General features: G+C 64.4%; 17 protein-coding genes, 1 tRNA gene and 3 pseudogenes. 11 read left to right on the forward strand and 10 right to left on the reverse strand.

From position 1 onward, the window contains the following. Positions 1 to 105 precede the first annotated feature (105 nt). Positions 106 to 400, reverse strand: a pseudogene (locus tag VSX60_RS19355) (IS110 family transposase); the annotation flags it as partial. Between the two features lie 103 nt (positions 401 to 503). Between VSX60_RS19355 and VSX60_RS19360 the strand changes: the two are divergent. Next, positions 504 to 638 (forward strand): annotated as a pseudogene (locus VSX60_RS19360) (IS5/IS1182 family transposase); the annotation flags it as partial. 223 nt (positions 639 to 861) lie between these two features. Here the strand turns inward: VSX60_RS19360 and VSX60_RS19365 are convergent. Both VSX60_RS19365 and VSX60_RS19370 read right to left on the reverse strand, forming a co-directional pair. Beyond that, positions 862 to 1,485, reverse strand: coding sequence for a hypothetical protein (locus tag VSX60_RS19365; protein ID WP_327625906.1), 624 nt, complete (start codon positions 1,483 to 1,485; stop codon positions 862 to 864). Between the two features lie 302 nt (positions 1,486 to 1,787). Continuing rightward, a tRNA-Gly gene (locus tag VSX60_RS19370) sits at positions 1,788 to 1,862 on the reverse strand. 423 nt (positions 1,863 to 2,285) lie between these two features. Here VSX60_RS19370 and VSX60_RS19375 point away from each other — a divergent pair. Beyond that, a complete protein-coding gene (locus tag VSX60_RS19375) occupies positions 2,286 to 3,098 on the forward strand; it encodes a hypothetical protein (RefSeq protein WP_327625907.1) in 813 nt (270 codons plus the stop codon). A 101-nt stretch (positions 3,099 to 3,199) separates the two neighbouring features. On the opposite strand, the gene choV is transcribed toward VSX60_RS19375, so the two are convergent. The 4 genes and pseudogenes from choV to VSX60_RS19395 form a co-directional block, all read right to left on the reverse strand. After that, positions 3,200 to 4,240 carry a choline ABC transporter ATP-binding protein gene (gene choV / locus VSX60_RS19380; RefSeq protein WP_327625908.1) on the reverse strand — a complete coding sequence of 347 codons (1,041 nt, stop codon included), beginning with the start codon at positions 4,238 to 4,240 and terminating at the stop codon, positions 3,200 to 3,202. Further along, positions 4,237 to 5,079 carry a choline ABC transporter permease subunit gene (choW, locus tag VSX60_RS19385; protein ID WP_327625909.1) on the reverse strand — a complete coding sequence of 281 codons (843 nt, stop codon included), beginning with the start codon at positions 5,077 to 5,079 and terminating at the stop codon, positions 4,237 to 4,239. The genes choV and choW overlap by 4 nt, the downstream gene beginning before the upstream one ends. Before the next feature lie 447 nt (positions 5,080 to 5,526). Further along, positions 5,527 to 6,556: pseudogene (locus VSX60_RS19390) on the reverse strand (choline ABC transporter substrate-binding protein). A 137-nt stretch (positions 6,557 to 6,693) separates the two neighbouring features. Continuing rightward, positions 6,694 to 7,155, reverse strand: coding sequence for an Lrp/AsnC ligand binding domain-containing protein (locus VSX60_RS19395; protein WP_327625910.1), 462 nt, complete (start codon positions 7,153 to 7,155; stop codon positions 6,694 to 6,696). 120 nt (positions 7,156 to 7,275) lie between these two features. Between VSX60_RS19395 and putA the strand changes: the two genes are divergently transcribed. Then, complete coding sequence (gene putA, locus VSX60_RS19400) at positions 7,276 to 10,371, forward strand: bifunctional proline dehydrogenase/L-glutamate gamma-semialdehyde dehydrogenase PutA (protein WP_327625911.1); 3,096 nt, start codon at positions 7,276 to 7,278, stop codon at positions 10,369 to 10,371. A 375-nt stretch (positions 10,372 to 10,746) separates the two neighbouring features. Here putA and VSX60_RS19405 read toward each other — a convergent pair whose 3' ends face one another. Next, complete coding sequence (locus tag VSX60_RS19405) at positions 10,747 to 12,366, reverse strand: GMC family oxidoreductase (protein WP_327625912.1); 1,620 nt, start codon at positions 12,364 to 12,366, stop codon at positions 10,747 to 10,749. Positions 12,367 to 12,670: 304 nt separating this feature from the next. Here VSX60_RS19405 and VSX60_RS19410 point away from each other — a divergent pair, with 304 nt between their 5' ends. The 7 genes from VSX60_RS19410 (at position 12,671) to VSX60_RS19440 (ending at position 22,307) form a co-directional block, all read left to right on the forward strand. Then, the gene (locus VSX60_RS19410; protein WP_327625913.1) at positions 12,671 to 14,860 is read left to right on the forward strand and encodes an anthranilate synthase; all 2,190 of its coding nucleotides are present in this window, start codon (positions 12,671 to 12,673) and stop codon (positions 14,858 to 14,860) included. 64 nt (positions 14,861 to 14,924) lie between these two features. Continuing rightward, positions 14,925 to 15,788, forward strand: coding sequence for a cation diffusion facilitator family transporter (locus tag VSX60_RS19415; protein WP_327625922.1), 864 nt, complete (start codon positions 14,925 to 14,927; stop codon positions 15,786 to 15,788). Positions 15,789 to 15,982: 194 nt separating this feature from the next. Then, positions 15,983 to 17,068 carry a sensor histidine kinase gene (locus tag VSX60_RS19420; protein WP_327625914.1) on the forward strand — a complete coding sequence of 362 codons (1,086 nt, stop codon included), beginning with the start codon at positions 15,983 to 15,985 and terminating at the stop codon, positions 17,066 to 17,068. Positions 17,069 to 17,414: 346 nt separating this feature from the next. Further along, on the forward strand, positions 17,415 to 19,136 hold the full coding sequence (leuA, locus tag VSX60_RS19425) for a 2-isopropylmalate synthase (RefSeq protein ID WP_327625915.1): 1,722 nt from the start codon (positions 17,415 to 17,417) through the stop codon (positions 19,134 to 19,136). Continuing rightward, positions 19,133 to 20,788, forward strand: coding sequence for a thiamine pyrophosphate-binding protein (locus VSX60_RS19430; protein ID WP_327625916.1), 1,656 nt, complete (start codon positions 19,133 to 19,135; stop codon positions 20,786 to 20,788). The genes leuA and VSX60_RS19430 overlap by 4 nt, the downstream gene beginning before the upstream one ends. A 10-nt stretch (positions 20,789 to 20,798) precedes the next feature. Next, complete coding sequence (locus VSX60_RS19435) at positions 20,799 to 21,596, forward strand: alpha/beta fold hydrolase (RefSeq protein ID WP_327625917.1); 798 nt, start codon at positions 20,799 to 20,801, stop codon at positions 21,594 to 21,596. A 114-nt stretch (positions 21,597 to 21,710) separates the two neighbouring features. Continuing rightward, positions 21,711 to 22,307 carry a hypothetical protein gene (locus tag VSX60_RS19440; protein ID WP_327625918.1) on the forward strand — a complete coding sequence of 199 codons (597 nt, stop codon included), beginning with the start codon at positions 21,711 to 21,713 and terminating at the stop codon, positions 22,305 to 22,307. A gap of 41 nt (positions 22,308 to 22,348) precedes the next feature. On the opposite strand, the gene VSX60_RS19445 is transcribed toward VSX60_RS19440, so the two are convergent. Beyond that, positions 22,349 to 23,299 (reverse strand): metallophosphoesterase family protein, encoded by a 951-nt coding sequence (locus VSX60_RS19445; RefSeq protein WP_327625919.1) that lies wholly within the window; start codon positions 23,297 to 23,299, stop codon positions 22,349 to 22,351. Positions 23,300 to 23,357: 58 nt separating this feature from the next. On the opposite strand from VSX60_RS19445, the gene VSX60_RS19450 reads away from it, so the two are divergent. Beyond that, the gene (locus tag VSX60_RS19450) at positions 23,358 to 23,819 is read left to right on the forward strand and encodes an NUDIX domain-containing protein (RefSeq protein ID WP_327625920.1); all 462 of its coding nucleotides are present in this window, start codon (positions 23,358 to 23,360) and stop codon (positions 23,817 to 23,819) included. On the opposite strand, the gene VSX60_RS19455 is transcribed toward VSX60_RS19450, so the two are convergent. Continuing rightward, positions 23,810 to 24,802 carry a glutathione S-transferase family protein gene (locus VSX60_RS19455; protein WP_327625921.1) on the reverse strand — a complete coding sequence of 331 codons (993 nt, stop codon included), beginning with the start codon at positions 24,800 to 24,802 and terminating at the stop codon, positions 23,810 to 23,812. The two genes, VSX60_RS19450 and VSX60_RS19455, sit on opposite strands and share 10 nt — an antisense overlap. Positions 24,803 to 24,938 lie beyond the last annotated feature (136 nt).

Here is a 24,938-nt window from a genome sequence, read left to right on the forward strand (position 1 = left end):
CCAAATCCGACCAGCCCACGTCATTGCTTGGTCAACTTGGCGACGCGCCCACCAAGCCGCAGCTCGACAAGCGCATCTCAAATCCAAAGAGCAACTGTAATGCTAGGCATCGCGGGCATCGGTTTTGTTCCGTTGCAAGGCCGTGGCGGCACGGGCATGCCGCGCGTCCAGGCAGACGATAGGCAGGCCGAGAGCTTTGCAGGCATGGTAGAGCCAAGGCGTCAACGGACCGGTCTCCAAACCTACGCGGACCAGATCGGGGGGCATGACGCCGCAGGGTCGTGGTCAGCACTTCGGGATCGCTGGCGCGTTTGCCGCGCCAGACCGTAGCGCCCGCTTCGTCAATGACATGGATCGCCGTTTCGTCGTTCGAAACATCAAAGGCAGCGTAATGGGGCATGGGAGTTCTGCGTCTCGGAAGATGACGCGGCAATCTGACCGCATCGCACCCCGCCCGTCAGTTCCGATGACACCCACCCAGGATCGGGTCGCGATCAGCGCATGTCGAGCGCACATTCGCGCGGCTCGGCAGACGCAGAACGCTGGCAAAGGACTTCGAGCGCACCATCGCCTCCGCCACGGCGTGGGTCTTCATCGCAAACATCCGCCTCCTAACGCGCCGGCTCGCAAGGCATTGAAACTAAGGCATTCTTTTTGATTCAGACACTTACACAGCCGGAACAACGCTTACATAAATGTAGCTCAGCAAACGAATTTGATCATAGCACTGTAATGGCGGTAACGCTCCTCCGCTACCATTTTCCGCTTTTATGTCCGAATCCTGCGTCTGAAACCTTTGCGCGGCGATTCACGCGAGAGCAGCTTGGATGTCATCGCGACTTTCCGCCGCTCTTGCCTTAGCTATTTCGCGAAGCAGTAGAGCAAGCCGTCTCCGCCGGTGCCTTGCAACGCCTCTTGTCCGCAACCGCGCGAGGGATGCGACGAGTTCCAGGATTTGGCCTCGGCGGACTCGTCGAGCCCCATGCGATCATGATGGCCGACCATCGCGCTGCCTTCGCCGCTCGACGTCCAATTCTCGCAAGTCGCTTCGTGCGCGGTGCCGTCCGGGAGCGAGCCCGTGAGGATATCATGGCGGTTCGGCTGATCGCCGCGGCCATTGACCAATTCGCCGCTCTCGTTCAGCGCGGTCGCCTTGGTGATGGCGTTCGCGTCGCTGTGCAGCGCGTCGAGGCTGTCGGCGATGGTTTCGCCTTTCGCGTTGACCCAAGGCCCGCCGCCGATGCGATCACGGGCGTCGGTGTCGCTGGTGCTCAGATAGGCCGCCCAGGTTTTTCCGGTGACGCCGGCAGCTTCCGCGAGGCTGGTGCAGTGGGCGTCCGCTCCTTCCAGGCCGCCGAGATTGGCGCCGTCGCCCGGCCCCTGACTGGTGACGAAGAAGCTCATTGGACTGTCTTGAGCCATGGCGGGACCGACAAGAGTCCCTGCTACAAGAGTGGCGGCAAACAATACGGACGAACGCGCCATGGTTTCCTCCTCCAAGGTGCCTTGGAGAGAGAGTACGGCACGTGGTCCAGCTCTGGGATCAAAATGTCGTGTGCGGGCAGCCGGATGGCGACCGCATGGAACGGGGTCGAGGCGACGTTTCTGGTCCGGATCGAGCTGTCCCATGACGTCCGCGCGGTCTGTCGCCGCAGGCTATGAAAGAGGAGGGGCGCAACCCCTGGAAGAGGGAATCAGCGCCCGGTGCGGGATTGATTTCAGCTATGGCCGAACGTCATTGGCTCGCTAAAATAACGTTCTGGATTCTCAATCACTAGGGAGAAAATTGGAGCGGGCGATGGGATTCGAACCCACGACCCCAACCTTGGCAAGGTTGTGCTCTACCACTGAGCTACGCCCGCCCGCTCCGCGCGGCACCTGGGTGCCGCAGACGGGCGGTATATGGCGGAAAGCTCGGTCGATTGCAACAGGGAAATGACGGCTGCGCCTGATCGCGCGCAGTCGCATGGCGGCCTTGAAACAGATGCGTTCGCCGCTCATGCCGCGTGGTCGGCATCGTGACCGGCTCAGCGGCTTGGCGCGCGATATTGCGGTCAGCCGTGAGAGCCACTCGTTGCCCGTAGATCGCGGCTCTGCCACGCCGGTCCAAAGGGCGATCGGGCAGTATCGGGAAATCCGCGCAGCGCCACGGCCGGCCCAGCATCCGGCGGAACTGGGCCCGCGCGGGGATCAGGCACCGGTCGCCGCCGCTATCTCAGCTTGAACAGCGGCACATTGCCTACAACATCTATTCTTCCGGAATTCGCTCGACCACGGAATTGCGGTTGTTCGGCTTCGGAAACCTCATCCGGGCGGCGACGGCGATCGCGTTCGGTGTGCTTGGCGCCTGGCTTGCGGGTTGGCCGGGGGCCGTCGCCGGCGAAATCGTCGCGGCGGCCGTTGCGGGCCTCCTCATGCGCTATTGGCTCGTTCGCCTGGCTGAATCCACCACCGCCCCAAGTCCAGACGCGCTCACCGTCGATTCGCCAAGAGACTACGGCGGGTATTGGATATTCGTCAGCATCATTCTCGTATCGGCGCCGCTTTATCTTGATAGACTGTTTGTTGGCCATGTGTTCGGGGCGGCGGCAGCCGGTTCCTACGCATTCGTCCTGCTATTCTATATGATCAACTCGACCATCGTTGCCATCATCGTGCAGTCGGTCGGCCCGCAACTGGTCATGATGGAGCGGAGCGGAGCCACCCTCCTTCGGCAGGTGAAGACGGCAAGCGCCTGGTCCGCGGCGTGCATATTCGCGGGGGCCGCCCAATTGGCGGCGGCGGCGTTCGCGGTGTTCGTGTGGCCCTTGGAATCGCTGGGAGACAAGTACGGCGTGACGGTCGGAACGTTCGTCGCGATCTCGTTTCTTTCGTTTTTCCGCGTTTCCGAGTTCTTCGACTGGCTGATGATTTCTCGGGACCGCGAAAAGGACATGACCACGGCCTCCGCCCTGTTCTTCGCCACGACGGTTCTCGGAGCAGGAGCGGTGATCCAGTTCGATCTGTCGCTGGAACAATTGATCTGGCTGTTGGCCCTGGCGCGGGGAATACAACTGGCGGCACAGTTGATCCTCCTGTTCCGGCATCGGACCCGATGAGCGGCCACCATCGCAGATATGGGTCTGCGGCAGTTCAGCAACGCGTCGCGCGTCGCGTTCGGTCTTTTCCCGATAGGCCTCGGACCAATCGCAGGCCGGTATCAGTGGCGCATCAGCGCGTCGACGATCTCCTGCGGGCCGATCTGGCCGACGACCCGTCCGTTGCGGGATACGATCACCGCGCCATTGCCGCCGGAAATCGATTCCATCACCCGCTTGAGCGGCGTGTCGGGTTCGGCCATCGCCGCGACCCGCGCCGGAGTTGCACCGTTCTCGGCGTCCACCGGCTTCATCACATTCTCGGCGGTCAGAACGTTGAGCGGATTCATATGGGCGACGAAGTCGGCGACGTAGTCGTCGGCCGGCCTGAGGACGATGTCCTGCGCGGTGCCGACCTGGACGATGCGGCCTCCCTCCATGATGGCGATACGGTTGCCGATCTTGAACGCCTCGTCGAGGTCGTGGCTGACGAAGATGATGGTCTTTTTCAACCGCTGTTGGATTTCCAGGAGTTCGTCCTGCAGCCGCGCCCGGATCAGCGGATCGAGGGCCGAGAACGGCTCATCCATCAGCAGGATCGGTGCGTCGGTGGCGAAGGCGCGGGCAAGGCCGACACGTTGCTGCATGCCGCCAGACAACTCACCGACGCGCGATTGCGCCCAGTCGCCGAGACCCACCAGTTCGAGTTGGGTCATGACCCGTTCACGCCGCCTGGCGCGCGGCTCGCCGGCGAGTTCGAGGCCGAGCCCGACATTTTCCGCGACTGAGCGCCAGGGCAACAGGGCGAATTGCTGAAACACCATCGCAACCTCGTGACGGCGTAACTCGCGCAGGCGTTTAGACCCGCATTCCTTTGGGTCGACGGTGCCCTTGCCGGTGTCGATGACGACCCGGCCGCGGGTGATCGGCGCCAGCCCATTGACGGCGCGCAGCAAGGTCGACTTGCCGGAGCCCGACAGGCCCATCAGAACGGCGATCTCGCCGGCTTCGACGTCGAGCGAGGCGTCGGCGACACCCAGCGTCAGGCCCGTCGCCTCGCGAATTTCGCTACGGCTCTTGCCCGCGTCGGCAAGCGGTAGCGCCTGCTCTGGCTTTCGGCCGAAAACGATCGAGACGTTCTGGAAGGAGACGATGGGGCTCATGAGCGGGTCTTTTCGTCAATGCGGAAGAACCGGTCGAGGATGATGGCGAGGAGAACGATCGCCAACCCGGCCTCGAAGCCCTGGCCGATATTGATGCTGTTGAGCGCGCGCAGCACTGGAACGCCGAGGCCCGGCGCGCCGACCAGCGCGGCGATCACGACCATCGACAGCGACAGCATGATCGTCTGGGTCAGTCCCGCCATGATCTGGGGAAGGGCGTAGGGAATCTCGATCTTGAACAGCCGTTGCAGCCGGGTCGCGCCGAACGCGTCGCCGGCTTCGAGAAGTTGGCGCGGCGTCGAGGCGATGCCGAGCCGGGTCAGCCGGATCGACGAGGGCAGGGCGAAGATCACCGTAGCCACCAGCCCGGGCACGACGCCCAGCCCGAACAGGATCAGCGCCGGGATCAGATAGACGAAGGTCGGGATCGTCTGCATCAGGTCAAGCACGGGGCGAAGACCGGCATAAAGCCAGTCCCGCCGGGCGGCGGCGACCCCCAGCGGAACGCCGATCAGCATGCAGACGGCGGTCGAGGCGAGCACCAGTGCCAGCGTCTGCGTCGTGTCGTCCCAGAATCCGAGATTGATGATCAGCAGCAGGCCGGCGACGGTGAAGATGACGATCGGGATCGAGCGACGGGCGGCGTAAGCGATGGCTCCGAAGGCCGCGACGACGACGAAGGGGTGGGGCCACTGCAGCAGAAACAGGACGGCGTCGATGAAGGCGCCGAGGCCATTGCTGATCGCGTCGAAGATGAAGGTGAAGTTGGCGGTCAGCCAGTCGACGAAGGCCGAGGCGCCTTCGCCAATCGGCAGGGGATTATTCTGGAGCCATTCCACGGGCCGGGGATTCCTTCCTGGTCGGGTCTGCTCTTAGAGCATCGGACGACAATATAGATGCGGTTCTGTTTCTCGGCTCGCCGAGGTGATCCACGCGGAGGCTGACGACGAGCGTAGCGGCGCTACGGTCGAGCCGGCCGACAAAGTGGGCGCCCGGCGGCCGGAAACCCGTCCGCCTGTTTGCCTCCGGCAAACGGCAGGCTTTAAAATCCGCCGATCGACCTTTCCGCGCCGACCGGTGCGGGGCGATCGGTGGCCCAAGTGATTTCGCGCCAATTCCATCGGGTCTCGTCTTGGCCGTAGCGCCGCTACGACCTGCGCCGATCCCCTCGACCTTGTCCCGAAATCCCTCTGGCAGAACGCGTCCATATTTTCGTTCGATGCTCTAAAGAAGAAGGCCGGGCGAAACCGGCCTTCCAGAAATGGTCTTGGGACGGGCGCGACCGGTCAGGAAAGTCCGAGAGAGGACTTCACAGCAGGCAGGCCGTCTTGTCCGTCCAGCGTCGTGACGCCTTCGAGCCATGCGTCGAGACGATCCGGATTCGCCTTGATCCACTCGGCCGCGGCCTCGTTCGGCTTCTGCTTGTCATCGAGAATCTTGCCCATGATCTCGTTTTCCATGGGCAGGTCGAAGGTCAGGTTCTCGAGCAGCTTGGCGAGGTTGGGGCAGTCGGTGGCGAAGTCCTTGCGTTCCACCGTATACACGGTCGCGCCCCCGTAATCGGGGCCGAAGGTCTCGTCGCCGCCGGTCAGATATTCGATGTCGTAGTTCGAGTTCATCGGATGTGGCGCCCAGCCGAGGAACACGATGGGCTTGTCGGCCTTGGTCGCGCGCGCGACCTGGCTGAGCATGCCCTGNCATCGGATGTGGCGCCCAGCCGAGGAACACGATGGGCTTGTCGGCCTTGGTCGCGCGCGCGACCTGGCTGAGCATGCCCTGCTCGGACGAGGCGACGAGGTCGAAGCCCTTCAGCCCGAATTCGTCCTTTTCGATCATGCCGAGGACCAGGCTGTTGCCATCATTGCCTGGCTCGATGCCGTAGATCTTGCCGCCGAGTTCATCCCTGAACTTCTGGATATCGGCGAAGTCCTTGAGGCCCTTGTCGTAGAGATATTTCGGCACCGCGAGGGTGTATTTTGCCCCTTCCAGATTGGCCTTCACCTGCACGATCGAGCCGTCGTCGAGATACTTCTTGATCGGCTCCAACTGCGCCGGCATCCAGTTGCCCAGGAAGACGTCGATGTCGTTGTTGGAAAGCGAGGCGAAGGTGACCGGAACGGACAGGATCTTGACGTCGGGTTTGTAGCCGAGCCCCGAGAGGATGTTGCTTGCGACAGCCGTCGTGGAGGTGATATCCGTCCAGCCGACGTCGGAAAGGCGTACGGTCGAACAACTCTCCGCGTCCTGGGCGAACGCCGGGAAGCTGAGCAGGGATGCGCCAAGGGCAAGTGCCGCGAAATTGCGGATCTGGATCATCAAGGTCTCCTTGAGTGGATGCGGACGCTGCGGGCAAAACGCGGTCCGGCGGATCGAATGGAAGCTGCCCGACTATTGCGCATCGGCTGGGGCTGCGCAAGCAGCGTTCACGTGCCGTAACGGCCCAGGCGGCGGTCTCAGAACGCGATCGAAGCGGTGTTCTTCACCTCTTCCATGACCGCGTAGGTATGGGTTTCGCGCACGCCGGGAAGGGCGAGCAGCGCGTCGGACAAAAACGCCCGATATGCGGTCATGTCCTTCACCCGCGCCTTGATGAGATAGTCGAAGCCACCGGCCACCATGTGGCACTCCATGATGTCCGGGGTGGCTTCCGCGACGCGCTTGAATTCGGAAAAAACCGCGTCGCTGGTCCGGTCCATCTTGACCTCGACGAAGACGATCATGCCGCGGCCGAGCTTTTCCGGCGAAAGACGCGCCGCATATCCGAGGATATAGCCGTCGCGGGTGAGGCGCTTCACCCGTTCGGCAGTCGCTGTCGGCGACAGATGGACCCGCTCGGCGAGTTCGAGAGTGGTGAGACGGCCGTCGCGTTGGAGCTCGCGGAGGATTTTCCGGTCTTTTTGGTCAAGTTCGGTCATCTGAGCAGGCGTATGGCATTTTGGCGAAGCATTCCACTGCAATCAGGGGTCTTTTTGGCGAGAAACACGGCCGCTGGATCTGTAAAATAGCGTCGTCTTCGATCGATCACGGAGTGAACCATGTCGGCCATGCCAGAACCCTTTTCGGCTCCGTTCGCGCCGGACGATACGGCGGCGGTCGCTGCGCTGTTCGCAGCCTCCGAGCGCTGGACCCACGACGAAGAGGCGGTCGATCGGCGGGCGCGCCACCTCATCGAGGAGATTCGCGGTGCGGCCGGCGGCATCGGCGGCGTCGAGGATTTCCTGCGCGAGTTCGGCTTGTCGAGCCGCGAGGGGCTGGCGCTGATGATCCTGGCCGAAGCGCTGCTCAGGGTGCCCGACGCCAAGACCCAGGACCGGCTGATCGAGGACAAGATCGGCGCCGGCGACTGGGCCCATCACGACGGCGACGAGGACCGGATGCTGACCGCCGCCTCGGCCTGGGCGCTCGGGGTGTCGGCGCGGATCATCCGGCCGGGCGAAACGCCGCAAGGCGTCATCTCCTCCCTCGTCAAGCGCGTCGGCGGGCCGGCGGTCCGCACCGCGACGCGCCAGGCGATGCGCTTCCTCGGCCGCCATTTCGTTCTCGGCGAGACGATCGCCGACGCGCTCGATCGCGCCCGCGCCTTCGAGAAGAAGGGCTATCGCCATTCCTACGACATGCTGGGGGAGGGCGCGCGCACTAAGGCCGACGCGGAGCGCTACTTCCGCTCCTATGCCGACGCGATCGAGGCCATCGGCCGCAAGGCCGGCAACAAGCCGCTGCCTGATCGGCCGGGGATTTCGGTCAAACTATCCGCCCTGCATCCGCGCTATCAGCCGACCCACCGCGACACCGTGCTGAAGGATCTGGTGCCCCGCGTCAAAGAGCTGGCGCGTCAGGCGCAAAGCTACGATCTGAATCTCACCATCGATGCCGAGGAAGCATCGCGCCTGGAATTGTCGCTCGACGTCATCGACGCGGTGGTCAAGGACTTCGACTTTAACGGCTGGAATGGTTTCGGCCTCGCCATCCAAGCCTATCAGAAGCGGACCCTCGCGGTGATCGAGCATGTCGACGCGCTCGCCAAGGCGGCGGGCGTCAAGATGATGGTTCGGCTCGTCAAAGGGGCGTACTGGGATACGGAGATCAAGCAGGCCCAGGAAAAGGGTCTTGCCGGCTATCCCGTCTATTCGCGCAAGCCAGCCACGGATCTGTCCTATCTGGTCGCGGCCAAGGCGCTTCTCGATCGGCGCGAGCCACTGTACCCGCAATTTGCGACCCATAACGCCCTGACCGTCGCGACCATCGTCGAAATGGCCGGCGCCGATGTCTCCGGGTTCGAGTTCCAGCGCCTGCATGGCATGGGCGAAGCGCTCTACGAAACCATGCGCCGCGACTCTGCGTCCGCAATTCCCTGCCGCATCTACGCGCCGGTCGGGGGCTACCGCGACCTGCTCGCCTATCTGGTGCGTCGTCTTCTGGAGAACGGCGCCAATTCGTCCTTCGTCGCGCAGGTCGGCGACGAGGACGTGCCGATCGATTCTTTGATCGAGCGCCCGCGCGACGTCTTGAAGAACGGTCCCGCGCGCCATCCGAAGATAGACCTGCCATCGGAGATTTTCGCGCCTCGCAAGAATTCCGCCGGTATCGAATTCGGCGACCGGCGTACGCTCGACCGTTTCCTCGCCGCGCGCGACCATGCCGGGCGCGAACTGATCGCGGTCACCTGCGGCTTCAAGGGGGCCGACGCCAAGCGGCCGGTTGACATCCGCTCGCCCGTCGATGGAGCGCTCGTCGGGCGCAGCCATCATCTGAGCGCGAGCGGCGCGAAGGCCCTCGTCACCGAGGCGGCGCGCCATGTGCGGGCGGCCGAGGCCGTGCCGGCCGCAAGCCGCGCCGCCTGGCTGCGCAAGGCCGCCGATCTGATGGAAAAGCGGCAGGGCGTGTTCATGGCGCTTCTGGCCCGTGAGGCGGGCAAGACGGTCGACGATGGCATCGCCGAAATTCGCGAGGCGGTGGATTTTCTTCGTTTCTACGCCGCCGAAGCCGAACGATTGTTCGCCGAACCCACTTTGCTGCCCGGTCCGACCGGCGAGGAAAACCGTCTTCGCTACCGCTCGCGCGGTGTCGCCATCTGCATCTCGCCGTGGAATTTCCCGCTGGCGATCTTCACCGGCCAGGTCGCGGCGGCGCTGGCCGCCGGCAACGTCGTCGTCGCCAAGCCGGCCGAGCAGACGCCGCTGGTCGCCTCACTGGCGGTCGGCCTCCTGCACGAGGCCGGATTTCCGGCGAACGGTCTCTTCCTCGCGCCGGGGGACGGGGAGGCGGGCGCCGCGCTGGTCTCCCATGATGCCACGGCGGTCGTCGCCTTCACCGGTTCGACCGAGACCGCCTTTGCGATCAATCGCGCGCTGGCCGCCCGCAACGCGCCGATCGCGCCGCTGATCGCCGAAACCGGCGGCATCAACGGCCTCGTGGTCGACGCGACGGCGCTGCCGGAACAGGTCGCCGACGACGTCGTGATGTCGGCGTTCCGGTCCGCCGGCCAGCGCTGTTCTGCGTTGCGCGTCCTCTATGTCCAGGAGGATGTCGCTGAGCGCATGATCGAGATGATCGCCGGCGCCGCGGCGGAACTGGTCGTCGGCGACCCGCAAGACCTGTCGACCGACATCGGCCCGGTGATCGATGCCGAACAGCACGCCATGCTGACCGCTCACATCGAGCGCATGGAGCGGTTGCAAACGGTCCGATTCGAGGGCCGCCTCCGCGGCGATCTACCGGCCGAGGGCCACTGGTTCGCGCCGCATATCGTCGAACTGGACAAGCCCGAGGCGCTCGACCGCGAGGTGTTCGGCCCGATCCTGCATGTGGTGCGGTGGAAGGCCGGCGAGCTCGACAAGGTTTGCGACGCGATCGAGCAGACCGGCTTCGGTCTGACGCTCGGCGTCCACAGTCGCATCGACGAGACCGTCAAGACGATCGCCGAGCGGCTGACCGTCGGCAACATCTACGTCAATCGCAACATCATCGGGGCGATCGTCGGCTCACAGCCGTTCGGCGGCTCGGGCCTGTCCGGCACCGGGCCGAAGGCGGGCGGACCGAATTACGTGGCGCGTTTCGCCCGCGAACAGGTGACGTCGGTGAATACTGCGGCGGCCGGCGGCAATGCCAGCTTGATTGCCATGGAATCGTAGCAAACGGGTGACAGTCTATTGTCGCGACTTGATGTACAGTCATGATGTTGCGGCAATGGACGATCGGAAAGCCCGCCGACCTCCTCCCAAGCGAACGGGCTTTCACTGTCACCGCGCATGGGTCGATTGGCGGCATTCCTCCTCCCGATGCCACCAGCCGACCATTCTCAACGAAGAGCCCGGAGCGCTTGTTTTCCGGGCTCTTTCGTTGTCGCCCCTCCGCTCTCAAATACCAACCTGCGGCGATAGGAACCCATTCGACCGGGACGATCGCCAATGCCTGGCACGGAGCGGGACGACGCGCGATGCGGCGCATCGAACCGCGCACTGCTCCTGGCCGGACTAGCCCTTTCAGCGCCATCGAATGAGTCCCTATCACCGCAGGTTGGTATCAGCCCGCGCGTCATCCAGGATCATCCGGGCGGCCTTCTCGGCGATCATGATCGTCGGCGAGTTGGTGTTGCCCGAAGTGATCGACGGCATCACCGAGGCGTCGGCGACGCGCAGGCCCCTGATCCCGCGCACGCGCAGCCGCTCGTCGAGCACCGCCATCGCATCGCCCTCGATTCCCATCTTCGCCGTCCCGACCGGGTGGAAGATCGTGGTGCCGAGATCGCCCGCGGCGACCAGCATGTCCTCGTCGGACGTCACATGCGCGCCGGGCTTGTATTCTTCCGGTCGGTAGGGCGCGAGCGGCGACTGCTCCACGATCCGCCGGGCCCATTTGAGGCTGTCGACGGCGACTTGCCGATCCTCGTCGGTGGAAAGGTAGTTTGGCGCGATGTCCGGCGCATCCTCCGGCCGCGCGCCGGTGAGGTGGATGCTGCCGCGGCTGGTTGGCCTGAGATTGCAGACGCTCGCCGTGAAGGCGGAGAAGGAATGCAGCCCCGCGCCCCAATCGTCGAGCGACAGCGGTTGGAAATGGAACTCCAGATTGGCTGTCGCCTGATCCGGTGAAGATTTGACGAAGGCGCCGACCTGGCTCGGCGCCATGGTCAGCGGTCCCCGCCGCCTGAGCGCGTAATCGACGCCCATCATCGCCCGGCGGAACAGGTTCTTGTATTCGCTGTTCAGCGTCTTGATTCCGTCGACCTTGTAGATCGGGCGGATCTGCAGATGGTCCTGCAAATTCTCGCCGACCCCCGGCAGGTGATGGACGGGCGCAATGCCGTGGTCTTTCAGCCGGTCGGCGTCGCCGACGCCGGAGCGCTCCAGGATCGCCGGCGAGCCGACGGCGCCGGCCGACAGCACGATCTCGCGCGCCGCCAGCGCCTCGAAGCCCTTGCCATCCTTGCGGTAGTCGATCGACACGGCGCGTCCCTCACGAAAGCGCACCCGGTCGACCATGACGCCGGTGACAACCTTGAGGTTCGGCCGACCGAGCGCAGGTTTCAGAAAACCGCGCGCCGCGCTCCAACGCCGCCCGCCCTTCTGGTTGACCTGGAAATAGGCCGAGCCTTCGTTGTCGCCGGTGTTGAAGTCATCGATCTTGGCGACGCCCGCCGCCTCGGCCGCGTCGCGCACCCGGTCGAGAACGTCCCAACGGATGCGCGGATGCTCGACACGCCATTCGCCTCCGGTCCCGTGAAAGTCGTCCGGCCCGTCGACATGATCCTCGACCGCCTTGAACGCCTCCAGAACGTCGTCCCATCCCCAGCCGGCGAGGCCGAGCTGGCGCCAGTGGTCGTAATCCGCTGCCTGGCCGCGCATGTAGATCATCGCGTTGATCGCCGACGATCCGCCCAGCGTCTTGCCACGCGGATAGTTCAGAGCCCGGCCGTTCAGCCCCGCCTGGCTGGTGGTCTTGAACATCCAGTCGGCGCGCGGATTGCCGATGGCGAAGAGATAGCCGACCGGAATGTGAAACCAGATCCAGTTGTCCTTGCCGCCGCCTTCCAGCAGCAACACGCGGTTTTTCGGATCGGCGGACAGCCGGTTCGCGAGGACACAACCTGCCGAGCCGGCGCCGGCGACGATGTAATCGAACTCTTCCATGGCGGCTCATCTAGCCGAATGCACTTCGGTATGGAATGCCCTCGATGGTAATGTGAGCGCTTCCGCTACGCGGACCCGGTGCGGGCGCCGCGTTGCCCACCTTGAGGAGTGTCTTGCTCTCGCTGCCCGGCTCGGTTATCGGTTGCGCATGATGATGACGATCCTTTCGATGAATTGGTGGTGGGCGCGCTGACAGCGGCCGGACCGTCACGCTTGTGATCAAACCCAAAGGCCGCCTCGGATCATCCGGCGGCCTTTTTTGCTATGTCGCCGGGGGTCCGGGCTTGAGATCCGGAGAGAGTTCATGGTGACCGAACAGACCGACGACGGCCGCGAGCGCTACCTGACGGCGGGCGGAGTGACGATCACGCGCAGCCGGCGCGCCGTCGCCTATGACGGCGCGATCGAGCCCTATTTCGATCGTTTGGACACCCGCCGCGGCGCCGTCCTGTTTTCCAATTACGAGTATCCGGGCCGCTACACCCGCCAGGACGTGGCTTTCGTCGATCCGCCGCTGGTCGTCTCTTCGACCGGACGGGCGATGCGGATCGCGGCTCTCAATCCGCGCGGCGAGGTGCTGCTCGGTTTCATCGCGGATGCGCTGGCCGGTCATGACGACATCGCCTCGCGCGCTCGCGCACCCAAGGCGCTCGACCTCGTCATCAACGAGCCGGTCGCGGCGGTCACCGAGGAGGAACGCTCGCGCATGCCCAGCGTCTTTTCGGTGCTGCGCGCGATTGTCTCGTTGTTTCGGGCGGAGGAAGATCGCGATCTCGGCCTTTACGGCGCTTTTGGCTATGACCTCGCCTATCAGTTCGACCCTGTCGAGGAAGTGCTAGAGCGCGATTCGGACCGCCGCGATCTGCTACTCTATCTCCCGGACGAACTGCTCGAGGTCGATCACTACTCCGCCTCGGCCTTCCTGACCCGGTACGAATTCGCCAAGGATGGCGTCTCGACCGAAGGGCTTGCGGGCGGCGGCCTGGATGCGCCCTTTGCGTCCTCCGAGCGCATCCCGCCGCGCGGCGATCACAAGCCCGGCGAATATGCTGAGCTGGTGCGCGCCGCCAAGGCGAAGTTCATGCGCGGTGACCTCTTCGAGGTGGTTCCTGGCCAGGTGTTCTACGAGCGCGCCGAGCACAAGCCATCGGAAATCTCGCGGCGGCTGAAGGCGGTGAATCCCTCGCCCTATTCGTTTCTCATCAATCTCGGCGAGAATGAATTCCTGATCGGCGCCTCGCCGGAGATGTTCGTGCGCGTCAATGGTCGGCGGGTCGAAACCTGCCCGATTTCCGGCACCATCAAGCGCGGCGAGGACGCCATTTCCGATTCCGAGCAGATCCTGAAGCTGCTCAATTCAAAGAAGGACGAGTCGGAACTGACCATGTGTTCCGACGTCGACCGCAACGACAAGAGCCGGGTCTGCGATCCGGGCTCTGTGCGGGTTATCGGCCGGCGGCAGATCGAAATGTATTCGCGGCTCATCCATACTGTCGACCACATCGAGGGCCGGTTGCGCGATGGCATGGATGCTTTCGACGCGTTCCTGTCCCATGCTTGGGCTGTCACCGTGACCGGTGCGCCAAAGCTGTGGGCCATGCGCTTTATCGAGAACAACGAGAAGAGCCCGCGCGCCTGGTATGGAGGTGCCGTCGGCATGGTGCATTTCAACGGCGACATGAACACCGGCCTGACGTTGCGCACGATCCGGCTGAAGGACGGTATCGCCGAAGTGCGGGCCGGCGCGACGCTGCTGTATGATTCCAATCCCGAGGAAGAAGAGGCCGAGACCGAGCTGAAAGCCTCGGCGCTGATCGGCGCGATCCGCGAGGCGGGCGCGTCCAACGCTGCCGGCGCCGAGCGGGATGCGGCGCGGGTCGGGGAGGGGCTGCGCATCCTCCTGGTCGATCACGAGGACTCCTTCGTCCACACCCTGGCCAATTATTTCCGCCAGACCGGCGCGACGGTCACGACCGTCCGCACGCCGGTTCCGGCCGAGATCTTCGACCGCGTCGATCCCGATCTCGTGGTGCTGTCGCCGGGGCCGGGCAATCCGTCCGATTTCGACTGCAAGGGCACCATCGCCACCGCCCGCGCGCGCGGCTGTGCGATCTTCGGCGTCTGCCTCGGGCTCCAGGCACTCGCCGAGGCCTATGGCGGGACGCTGCGCACCCTGCATGTGCCGGTCCACGGCAAGCCGTCGCGCATTCGCGTCACCACCCCCGGCATCATCTTCTCCGGCCTGCCCGGGGAGGTCACCGTCGGCCGCTATCACTCGATCTTCGCCGATCCCGTTCGCCTGCCGAAGGAGTTCGAGGTGACGGCGGAGACCGACGACGGCATCGTCATGGCCTTCGAGCACCGGACCGAGCCGGTCGCGGCGGTGCAGTTCCATCCCGAAAGCATCATGAGCCTCGGCGGCGAGGCGGGCATGCGCATGATCGAGAACATCGTCGCGCATCTGCCCCGCCGGGCCCGCGAGAAGGCGGCGTGATCCGGTGACGTCGGTGGTATCGGAAACGAGCGAGGCGGCCGCGCCTCTGGTCAAGCGTATCGCGATGGCGAGCGTCGCGATCGGGGTGATCGTCTTGGCGATCAAATACGCCGCCTATCATGTGACCGGCTCGGTGGCGCTGTTTTCCGACGCGCTGGAATCGATCGTCAACGTCGTAGCCGGGCTGATCGCGCTGTGGGCGGTGACGCTGAGCTACAAGCCGGCTGACAGCGATCACCCTTTCGGACATACCAAGGCGGAGTATTTTTCCGCCGTCGTCGAAGGCGTCTTGATCGTCGTCGCGGCGCTCTTGATCCTGCGCGAGGCCTGGGCGGCCTATCTGGTGCCGCGCTCGCTCGACGAGCCGCTTGCCGGCATCGCCATCAATGCCGTAGCGACCGTCATCAACGCCGGCTGGGCGGTTTTTCTCATTCGCCGCGGGCGCGACCGTCGCTCGCCGGCACTTGCGGCCGATGGCCAGCATATCATGGCGGATGTCGTCACCTCGGTCGGTGTTCTTGGCGGCCTGCTTTTGGCGACGGTGACCGGCTGGACGATCCTCGATCCGCTGATGGCGGCATTCGTAGCGCTGAACATTCTGCGCGAAGGCTTCAAGGTCGTGACCAGCTCGCTCTCCGGCCTGATGGATCAGGCGATCGACCCGGTCGAGGAAGCCAGCGTTCGCGACCTGATCTCGGCCCATGCCGAGGGGGCCATCGAGGTCCACGATCTGAAGACCCGGCTCGCGGGCAGGGCGATGTTCATCGAGTTCCACATGGTAGTGCCCGAGGCGATGACGGTCGGCGTCGCCCACGACATTTGCGACCGGATCGAGGACGCGCTGCAGGAGGCCTTCGCCGGCGCTCGCGTGTCGATCCATGTCGAGCCGGAAGGCGAGGCGAAACAGACGGGCGTCCCGGTTCTGTAGGCCATCGCGCCTTCCAGCGGCTGTCGCTTGCTTGCCGTGTTGCCTTGGCAACGCCCGGCGGCAATCCGACCCTGGAGTTGGCACGCGCCCTTGATCCGCCATACTTATCGTTTGCGACAGCATCCGTTGCGATATCCGACCGTCCGATTCGATCGGGTGGTTAGCTCACCCCGAACAGCGAGGACCGATTATTGATGGTGGAGGGTTTCGCCGAACGACCGATGAATTCCCCCTTGGTCAATCTGCGGGGCGTACAGGCGCTTCTGTCGAAAACCTCGCTGCGGGGTCAGCCGGTCATGCGTTGGCTGTTCGCCGCCGCATTGCTCGCACTGTCCTTCGCGGTTCGCTATCTTCTCGATGACCGGTTGCCGGTCGGTTTTCCCTATCTGACCTTCTTTCCCGCGGTCATCATCACCTCCTTCTTCGCCGGCGTCGTTCCAGGCGTGGCCGTCGCATTCCTTGCGGGATTGTTCGCTTGGTACTTCTTCATTCCACCCTTCGACTCCTTCGCCCTGACCGGCGGCTCGACCTTGGCGCTATCGTTTTACGTCTTCATCGTCGCGGTCGACATTTTGCTGATTCACTGGATGCAACTCGCGCTCGACCGGCTTGAAATCGAAAAGGAATCGGCCGCGCGCCATGCCAGCGAACGCGATCTGTTGTTCCGCGAATTGCAACACCGTGTCTCGAACAATCTCGCCGTGGTGTCGTCATTGCTGAACGCTCAGTCGCGGGGAACCACAAGCACGGAGGCGTCCGCGGTCCTGCAACAGGCGTCGGCGCGGATATCCTTGATCTCGAAGATTCAGCGCCAACTCCACGATCCTGGCCGGCAAAGTCTCGATATGGGGCCGTATCTGACCCAACTCGGGCCGGACCTTCTGGAGGCGTCGGGCGTGACGAACGTCCGTTATGAGGTCGACGCGGACGCAGTGGAAGTATCGGCGGAGCTCGCCGTCCCGCTTGGCCTGATCGCCACCGAGCTGATTTCGAATTCAATCGAGCATGGCTGCGCCGACGGTCGGGCGGGGCGGATCGTCGTCGAACTCAGCCGCCGCGACCCGGGCGACTCGGACTCCCGGGAAACACCGCTTCGTCTGACAGTATCCGATGATGGGCCCGGTTGGCCCGAGGGCTTTTCCGTGTCCTCCTCGCGCAATCTCGGCATGCGCATCGTGGCATCGCTCACCGAGCAGATCGGCGGCGTTTTCGAAATATCCAACGCAGGTGACGCGGTCTCGACGCTGCGTTTTTCGATGCGCGACGAGTTGGCGAACTGAGCCTTCGGCAGGCTGTCGCGAAATTTGGCTTGCAATCGACCGCGTTCGCAATAATCTGGCACGCATGATCGTGACGCCATCCAGCATGTGGACATTTGCGGCCCTTCGGCGGCCGTCTGCCCTGGCGCGTCCGGGCCTTCTCCTCGGTCTACTTAGCCGCGGCCGTCGGACCCGTTGATCCAAGGGGCGTCCGGCGGTCGAGCCGGCGCGCCAGAGGCCTGAGAGCCTCCCCGCTCTGCCCCTTTCGCTTTACAATCCGGTTTCAATTTCGGATGACCCGATCAGATGCGCGCGCGTTGCCAGCGCCGCCCCCGGCATCCGCCCGAGCGATCAAGGTGCAACAGCCATGTCCGTTACGTCCGCAGTCAGTCCCGCCGCTAAGGCCGAGCCATCCCGCACGATGCCCTCGGCTTCGGTAAAGTATCAGCCCTATGGTCAGATCGATCTGCCCGACCGCACCTGGCCGAGCAAAACCATTACGACGCCGCCTATCTGGTGCTCGGTCGACCTTCGCGACGGCAACCAGGCGCTGGTCGACCCGATGGGCCACGACCGCAAGGCCCGGTTCTTCGCGCTCCTGAAGGCAATGAACTTCAAGGAAATCGAAATCGGCTTTCCGTCGGCCTCGCAGACCGATTTCGACTTCGCGCGCTGGTGCATCGAAGAGGGTCGCGCCCCCGACGACGTGTCGTTGCAGGTGCTGGTGCAATGCCGACCGGAGCTGATTTCGCGGACTTTCGAGTCACTCGAGGGCGCGCGTCGGCCGATCGTCCATTTCTACAACTCGACCAGCGAATTGCAGCGCCGCGTCGTCTTCCAGAAGGACCGCGCCGGCATCAGGGAAATCGCCACCGACGCGGCAAAGATGGTCGCCGACATGGCGGCCAAGGCGGGCGGCGACTATCGGTTCGAATATTCGCCCGAAAGCTTCACCGGCACCGAACTCGATTTCGCGGTCGAGATCTGCAACGCCGTCGCCGAGATCATTCGGCCGACGCCTGACAACAGGCTGATCCTCAACCTGCCCGCGACTGTGGAAATGTCGACGCCGAACATCCATGCCGACCAGATCGAATGGATGTGCCGCAACCTCGACAACCGCGACAGTATCATCGTCTCGCTGCATCCCCACAACGATCGCGGCACCGCCGTCGCGGCGACCGAACTCGGCCTGATGGCCGGTGCCGACCGGGTGGAGGGCACGCTGTTCGGCAATGGCGAGCGCACCGGCAATGTCGACCTCGTCACGCTGGCGCTGAACATGTTCACCCAAGGCGTCGATCCCGGCCTCGACATCACCGACATCAACCACATCAAGGATGTCTACGAATACTGCAATCAGCTCGCGATCGGCGAACGGCACCCCTATGTCGGCGAGCTCGTCTACACGGCGTTTTCCGGCTCGCATCAGGATGCGATCAACAAGGGCATGAAGGCGCGTCGCACCGCCAACAAAGAGCTGTGGGAAGTTCCCTATCTGCCGGTCGACCCGAAAGACGTTGGCCGTTCTTACGAGGCGATCATCCGGATCAACTCGCAGTCGGGTAAGGGCGGCATCGCCTATGTGCTGCAGGCGGATTACGGGCTGAACCTGCCACGCAATCTCCAGGTCGAGTTCCGCGAGGACATCCAAGCGATCACGGATGAAGAGGGTAGGGAGCTGCCGGTGAAGCGCATCTACGACCGCTTCATCGAGCGCTATGTCGAACAGCCGGGAGCCCGCATCAAATTCGTCGATCACTTCACCCGGCCGAACCCGGACGTGAAGGGCGAGCGTATCCTGGAGGCGACCATCGTCGACGACGGCGTCGAGACCAAAATCGAGGGCCTCGGCACCGGGCCGATCGACGGCTTCGTCGACGCGCTGTGCCGCCATATCGGCATTGAATTCTCGGTGTTCGACTATTCCGAGCATTCGCTCGGCGCGGGCTCCGACGCGCGCGCCATTTGCTACATGGAAGTCGAGCATGAGGGCGGCCGGCTGTTTGGCGCCGGCATCAACAAGAACATCGTCACGGCGTCGCTCGAAGCCATCGTCGCCGCCGCCAACCGGCTGCTCGCCCAGTGAAGGCGGCCGGAGGCGAACTGCTCGTCGCTGCGCTCTCCGAGCAGGGCGCGAGCCGCGTCTTCTGCGTGCCGGGGGAAAGCTATCTCCCGGTGCTCGACGCGCTTTATGACAGCGCCATCGAGACGATCGTCTGCCGCCAGGAGGGCGGCGCGGCGATGATGGCCGAGGCCGATGGCAAGCTCACCGGCCGACCCGGCATCTGCTTCGTCACGCGCGGTCCGGGGGCGACCAATGCCGCCTCCGGCATCCATGTCGCCGCCCATGACCTGACGCCGATGATCCTCTTCGTCGGCCAGGTGCCGACGAAGTTCCGGGGGCGCGGCGCTTTCCAGGAGGTCAATTACGACCGGCTGTTCGGCGACATGGCCAAGGCCGTGTTCGAGGCTACGACGGCCGCCGAACTGCCGGGCCTCGTCGCCGAAGCCTACCGGATCGCCATGGATGGCACGCCGGGGCCGGTCATCGTCGCGCTGCCGGAGGATACGTTGTCGGGCGCTGCCGAGGCCGATATTCCGCCGCGCGTCGGCGTCGAGCCGGTGCTCCCGCAAGCCGAGGATATGGAGGAACTGTGGGCGCTTCTCGGCGCCGCCTCCCGTCCGATGCTGATCCTGGGCGGATCCCGATGGACGGATGGCGCGATCGCCGACATCGTCGCCTTCGCCGAACACTGGCATCTGCCCGTCGCCTGCTCGTTCCGCCGCCAGGGCCTGTTTCCCAATGACCACCCGAACTATGCCGGCGATCTCGGCATCGGCCCGAACCCCGCACTGAAGGCCCGCATCGCCGAGGCCGATCTCGTTATTGCCGTCGGCGCGCGGCTCGGTGAGATGCCGAGCCAGGGATACACACTTTTCCAGGTTCCGGTTCCCAAGCAGCGCCTCGTCCATATCCTGCCCGAGGCGGCAGGAATCGGCCGGCTCTATACGCCGGCGCTCGGCATTCATGCCGACCCGGCGTCCTTTGCGCGCAAGGCGATGCAATTGCAGGCACCGGCCACCGTCGCCTGGGCCGGACAGGCGGAGGCGGCCCACCGGGATTACCTCCGCTGGTCGACTCCCACGCCCGAATCCAAGCCGAATTCCGACTTCGTCGATCCGTTCGCGGTGATGGCCGAACTCCGCGCGACGCTGCCGCGTGACGCGATCATGACCAACGGGGCCGGCAACTACGCCGGCTGGCTGCACCGCTACCATCGCTTCTCGGAGCGGACCACGCAGGTCGCTCCCACCTCCGGATCGATGGGCTATGGCCTGCCGGCGGCGGTCGCCGCGAAACTGCGCTATCCCGAACGGGCGGTGGTCTGCTTCGCCGGTGACGGCTGCTTCCAGATGACCGGCCAGGAATTTTCGACCGCCGTGCAGGCGGGGGCGAACATCGTTGTCATCGTGTTCGACAACGCGCAATACGGCACCATCCGGATGCATCAGGAAAAGTCGTATCCCGGCCGTCAGTCGGCGACAGCGCTGGTCAATCCCGATTTCGCTTCCTTGGCTCGGAGCCTCGGAGGCCTCGGCCTCAGCGTCGCGCGGACGGAGGATTTCGCCGAGGCGATGAGGGCCGCGCTGCAGGCCGATCGTCCGGCGCTGGTCCATCTGAGAATCGACCCGGACCGCATCTCGACGACGGCTCGGCTGCCGTTCGCCGCCGTATAAGCAGGGGGACATGATGGACGATCAACGGCTGTTCGCAATCGAACAGGGCGGTGCCGAACGCGGCGAGGGCCCCGTAACGCCGATTATCTTCCTGCATGGTTTCGACGGTCGGGCCGAGATCTGGGCGCCGTTGCAGGATGCCCTGTCATCATCCCAACGCCGGACCATCGCCTTCGATCTTCCCGGGCATGGTCGCTCGCGCGATTATCCTGGCTTCGGTCCGCCGAAGATTGCTGCGCGGGCGCTCCTCGCCGAGCTCGACGCGCGCGGCATTACGGCGGTGCACTTTGTCGGCCATTCCATGGGCGGGGCGATCGCATCGCTCATCGGCCTGTTCGCGCCGGACCGGGTTGCCTCACTGACCCTGTTGGCGCCCGGCGGCTTCGGCAAGGAGATCGGCGCCGAGCGAATTCGCGCCGTTATGGACGCTGCGGGGGTCGACGCGATCGGCACGGCCCTTGGCGGCATGGGCGCGCCCGGCTGGGTGCCGGATAGTGACACCGTGGCGGCAATCGCTGCGGCGCGTAACCCCGCCGGCCGGGCGGCGATCCGGCAAATTTTCGACCATCTGTTTTCGACGGGCGAGCAAGGCGTCTTGCCGCTTGATGCCATCGCCGCGACCGGCCGGCCCGTGCATGTGATCTGGGGCACCGAAGACCGGGTCACCCCCATAGCCCAGGCCAGTGGCGTTCCGCGCGAATTCACCGTCACGCGGCTTGATGGCTTTGGCCACATGCTGATGCTCGAGGCGCCCGCGGCATGCATCGCGGCCATTCGCGCGAACATGGAAGAAGTAGAAAAGCGTTGAGAAAGGCCGGTTGGTGTGTCCGCCGGTTTCTTCCAACCGAATTGCCCCGTATGTTAAGACCTCGTTAACGAATTGGATTCGAGGCAGCGACATATGGGCGAAGGCAAGGATAACGTGGCGTCCCTAATGGGAACGAAGCGTCTGGCCGATGCCGTGCGGCAGGCCAAGATCGCCGCCGCGCAGCGTGCCGACGTCGTCGTCGATATCCGCGAGGCCGACCGGGCCCGGCTGGAGATCCTGGCGGAGGAACTGCAGTCGCTGATCGACGAGTTGCCCCCCGGCGACGAGCTGTTCGATTTCACCATCTCGGGTGGTATGCATCCGCGCCTGTGGATCGACGGGACGGCCAATGTCATCATGGCGCGCGACCGCCGGACCTATCGCCTCGTCCGTGAAACCCGGCTCGGGCGCGTGACTCTGGTCGAGTCGACCGACACCAGGGTCATGGCCCAGCATGTCACCGAATATGTCGCCGAGCGCATCGTCGAGCGCGACAAGGCTTTTGCCTTGAGTGACGGGCTGAACGAGCGGGTCGCCGGCGATGCCAGCCGCCAGATTCGCAACGGCGAGGACGCGCCCCTCCGTCAGCCGGAAAAGCGCGCCCGTAGCGCCGACTTCGTCATTGCGGCCACCTGGATGATGATCGGCATCGTCATTGGAGCGGCGCTGCTTCTGGCGATCGCTTCCTATCAGGGCGTGTCGATCGGCTGAATGTCGCCAAGGTCGGGATTCGTCGCGACCGCTCGACGGGGCTATGCCGCTGGCTTGGCATCCTCGCGCGGCCTGGCGTCGATCGCGTGCCCCGCCTCCAGAAGTTCGCGCTCCCGGATCCAGCCGAGACCGTCCCCGTGCGTGCGTGCGCCGCGCTCGCGCTGGATGAGGGACCACGCGCCCGGCTCGCCGCTGATCTCGAAAAGGTTGTAGCGGGCGGCGGGCTTGTCGCTGCCGGGCGCCTGGCTCGCGGAGGGAACGCCGACCACCGGCACCTTGAACTCCGGCCCGCGCAGCCAGTGCAACGTGTCGAGATGGGTATGGCCGTGCAGCACCAGCTCGGCCCCGACATCGCGGATCACCTTGGAGAAGAACTGCTTTCCGATCAGGCGCTTGTGCCAGGACGTCGACCCGGAAATGGGTGGGTGGTGGATCATCACGACCCGGAAGTGCCCGGTTGCCCGACAGCTTTCGAGCAGTCGGGCAAGGGCCAGCGCCTGGCCACGCCGGAACGTACCGGTGGCGAAAAACGGCGCGGTCGCCTCGGCGGTGGAAACCCCGAAGATCGCCACCTTGCCCCGGACCCGCAGATAGGGAAATGAGTTGCCGATGGCGTTCAGCGGATTATCGCCGATCATATATTCGTACCACTCGCGATACGAACGTTTCAGCGCGCCCGGAACGTAGGCGTCGTGGTTGCCGGGAACCACCGAGACGTCATAAGGCGCGCCGAGTTCTTCCAGCCACAGCCGGGCCGCCAAGGTCTCCTTCTTGGTCGCCAGATTGACCAGGTCACCCGTCACCGCGACATGATCGGGGGCCTCGTCTTTCATGTCCTGGATCAGGTTCACCAGCGTATCGCCGAACATCGCGCGGCGGCGGTTGCGGTGCCAGTTGACGTAACCAGTGACCCGCTTGGAGGCGAGTTCGCGAATGGACAGTTCCGGGAGCGGACCCAGATGCACGTCGGAGAGATGGGCAAGTCGAAACATCTGCTCCATCTTAGGCGACCCGGCGGCGTTTGGTAGGGCCGTGTTCTTTCGAGGGACCATGTTCTTAGAGAAATTTCTTCTCAGGGCGCTGCACGGCGTCCATCTTGTGTCGCGCCCCATGACGCTCGGCGTACGCGGCGCGGTGTTCGACGAGGCGGGCCGGATCTTTCTGGTCCGCCACACCTATGTCTCGGGCTGGCACATGCCGGGCGGCGGCGTCGATCCGGGCGAGACCGCCGTCGATGCGCTCAAGCGTGAATTCCACGAGGAAGGCAATCTCGAACTCGTCGATCCGCCCCAGCTCATCGCGGTCTATTTCAACCGCAACGCGTCCAACCGCGATCATGTCCTGTTTTACCGCTGCGGCGCCTCTCGCCAAACGGCGCCGAAGACGCCGGACGCCGAAATCGCGGAAACCGGTTTCTTCAGCCTCGACGGATTGCCGGAAGGCGCGACCGACGCGACGCACCGGCGGCTCGCCGACCTGCGCGGCGATGGCCCGATCGATCCTCACTGGTGAGGCTGTAGCCGCTCGCGCCCATGCGGAACCGTCAGATCCTGATCCGGGCCGAGCGGCACGATCCCGGTCGGATTGATCGTCTTGTGGCTGGAATAGTAATGGCCCTTGATGTGACCGAAATCGACGGTCTCGGTGATCCCCGGCGTCTGGTAGAGTTCCAGCATATGGCCGAAGAGGTTCGGGTAGTCGGCGATCCGCCGCTTGTTGCATTTGAAATGCCCGTGATAGACGGCATCGAAGCGAATCAGCGTGGTGAACAGGCGCCAGTCGGCCTCGGTCGGTGCGGCGCTGTCGACGAGATAGCGCTGGTTCGATAGCCGGGCCTCCAACTGGTCGAGCGTCGCGAACAGCGCGTGGAAGGGCGCCTCGTAGGCCTCCTGCGTCGTTGCGAAGCCGCATTTGTAGACGCCGTTGTTGATGGCGTCGTAGACGGTGGCGTTGATCGCGTCGATCTCGCCGAGCAGCGCTTCGGGCGTCAGGTCGACCCTCGCATCGCCCCATGCGTCGAAGGCACGGTTGAGGATGCGAATGATCTCGGCGGACTCGTTGTTGACGATCGTGCCGGTCTGCTTGTCCCAAAGGACCGGCACGGTGACGCGGCCCGAATAGTCCGGATCGGCTTCGAGATAGACCTCATAGAGCCGCGATTTGCCGAGCACAGCGTCCGGGATCACACCGCGTCGCTCGGAGAATACCCAGCCCTCTTCGCCCATGTGATAGTCGACGACCGACAGCGAGATGACGTCTTCCAGCTTCTTCAGCTTTCGGGCGATCAGCGTGCGGTGTGCCCAGGGGCAGGCGAGCGAGACGTAGAGATGATAGCGGCCCACCTCGGCCTTGAATGCTGTCCGACCGTCCGGTCCCGGCTCGCCGTCGGCAGTGATCCAGTTCCGATAGCTTGTGGTCGTTCGTTTGAAACGGCCACCGGTCGACTTCGTATCGTACCACTTGTCCTGCCACTGTCCGTCGACCAGAAGTCCCATCGCCGTCACCCTTTCGCTTTTGCCGTGGCTCTAGACTAGAGCGTCAGGCGATTAATCTGCAACATAGCCAGCGGCCTTGAGGTAGTTCCAACATTCTTCGGGCTCGAACAGGTCGCAGATGTTGCCGACTGCACGC

This window comes from Aurantimonas sp. A3-2-R12, from assembly GCF_036016755.1.
Classification (GTDB): Bacteria; Pseudomonadota; Alphaproteobacteria; order Rhizobiales; family Rhizobiaceae; genus Aurantimonas; species Aurantimonas coralicida_A.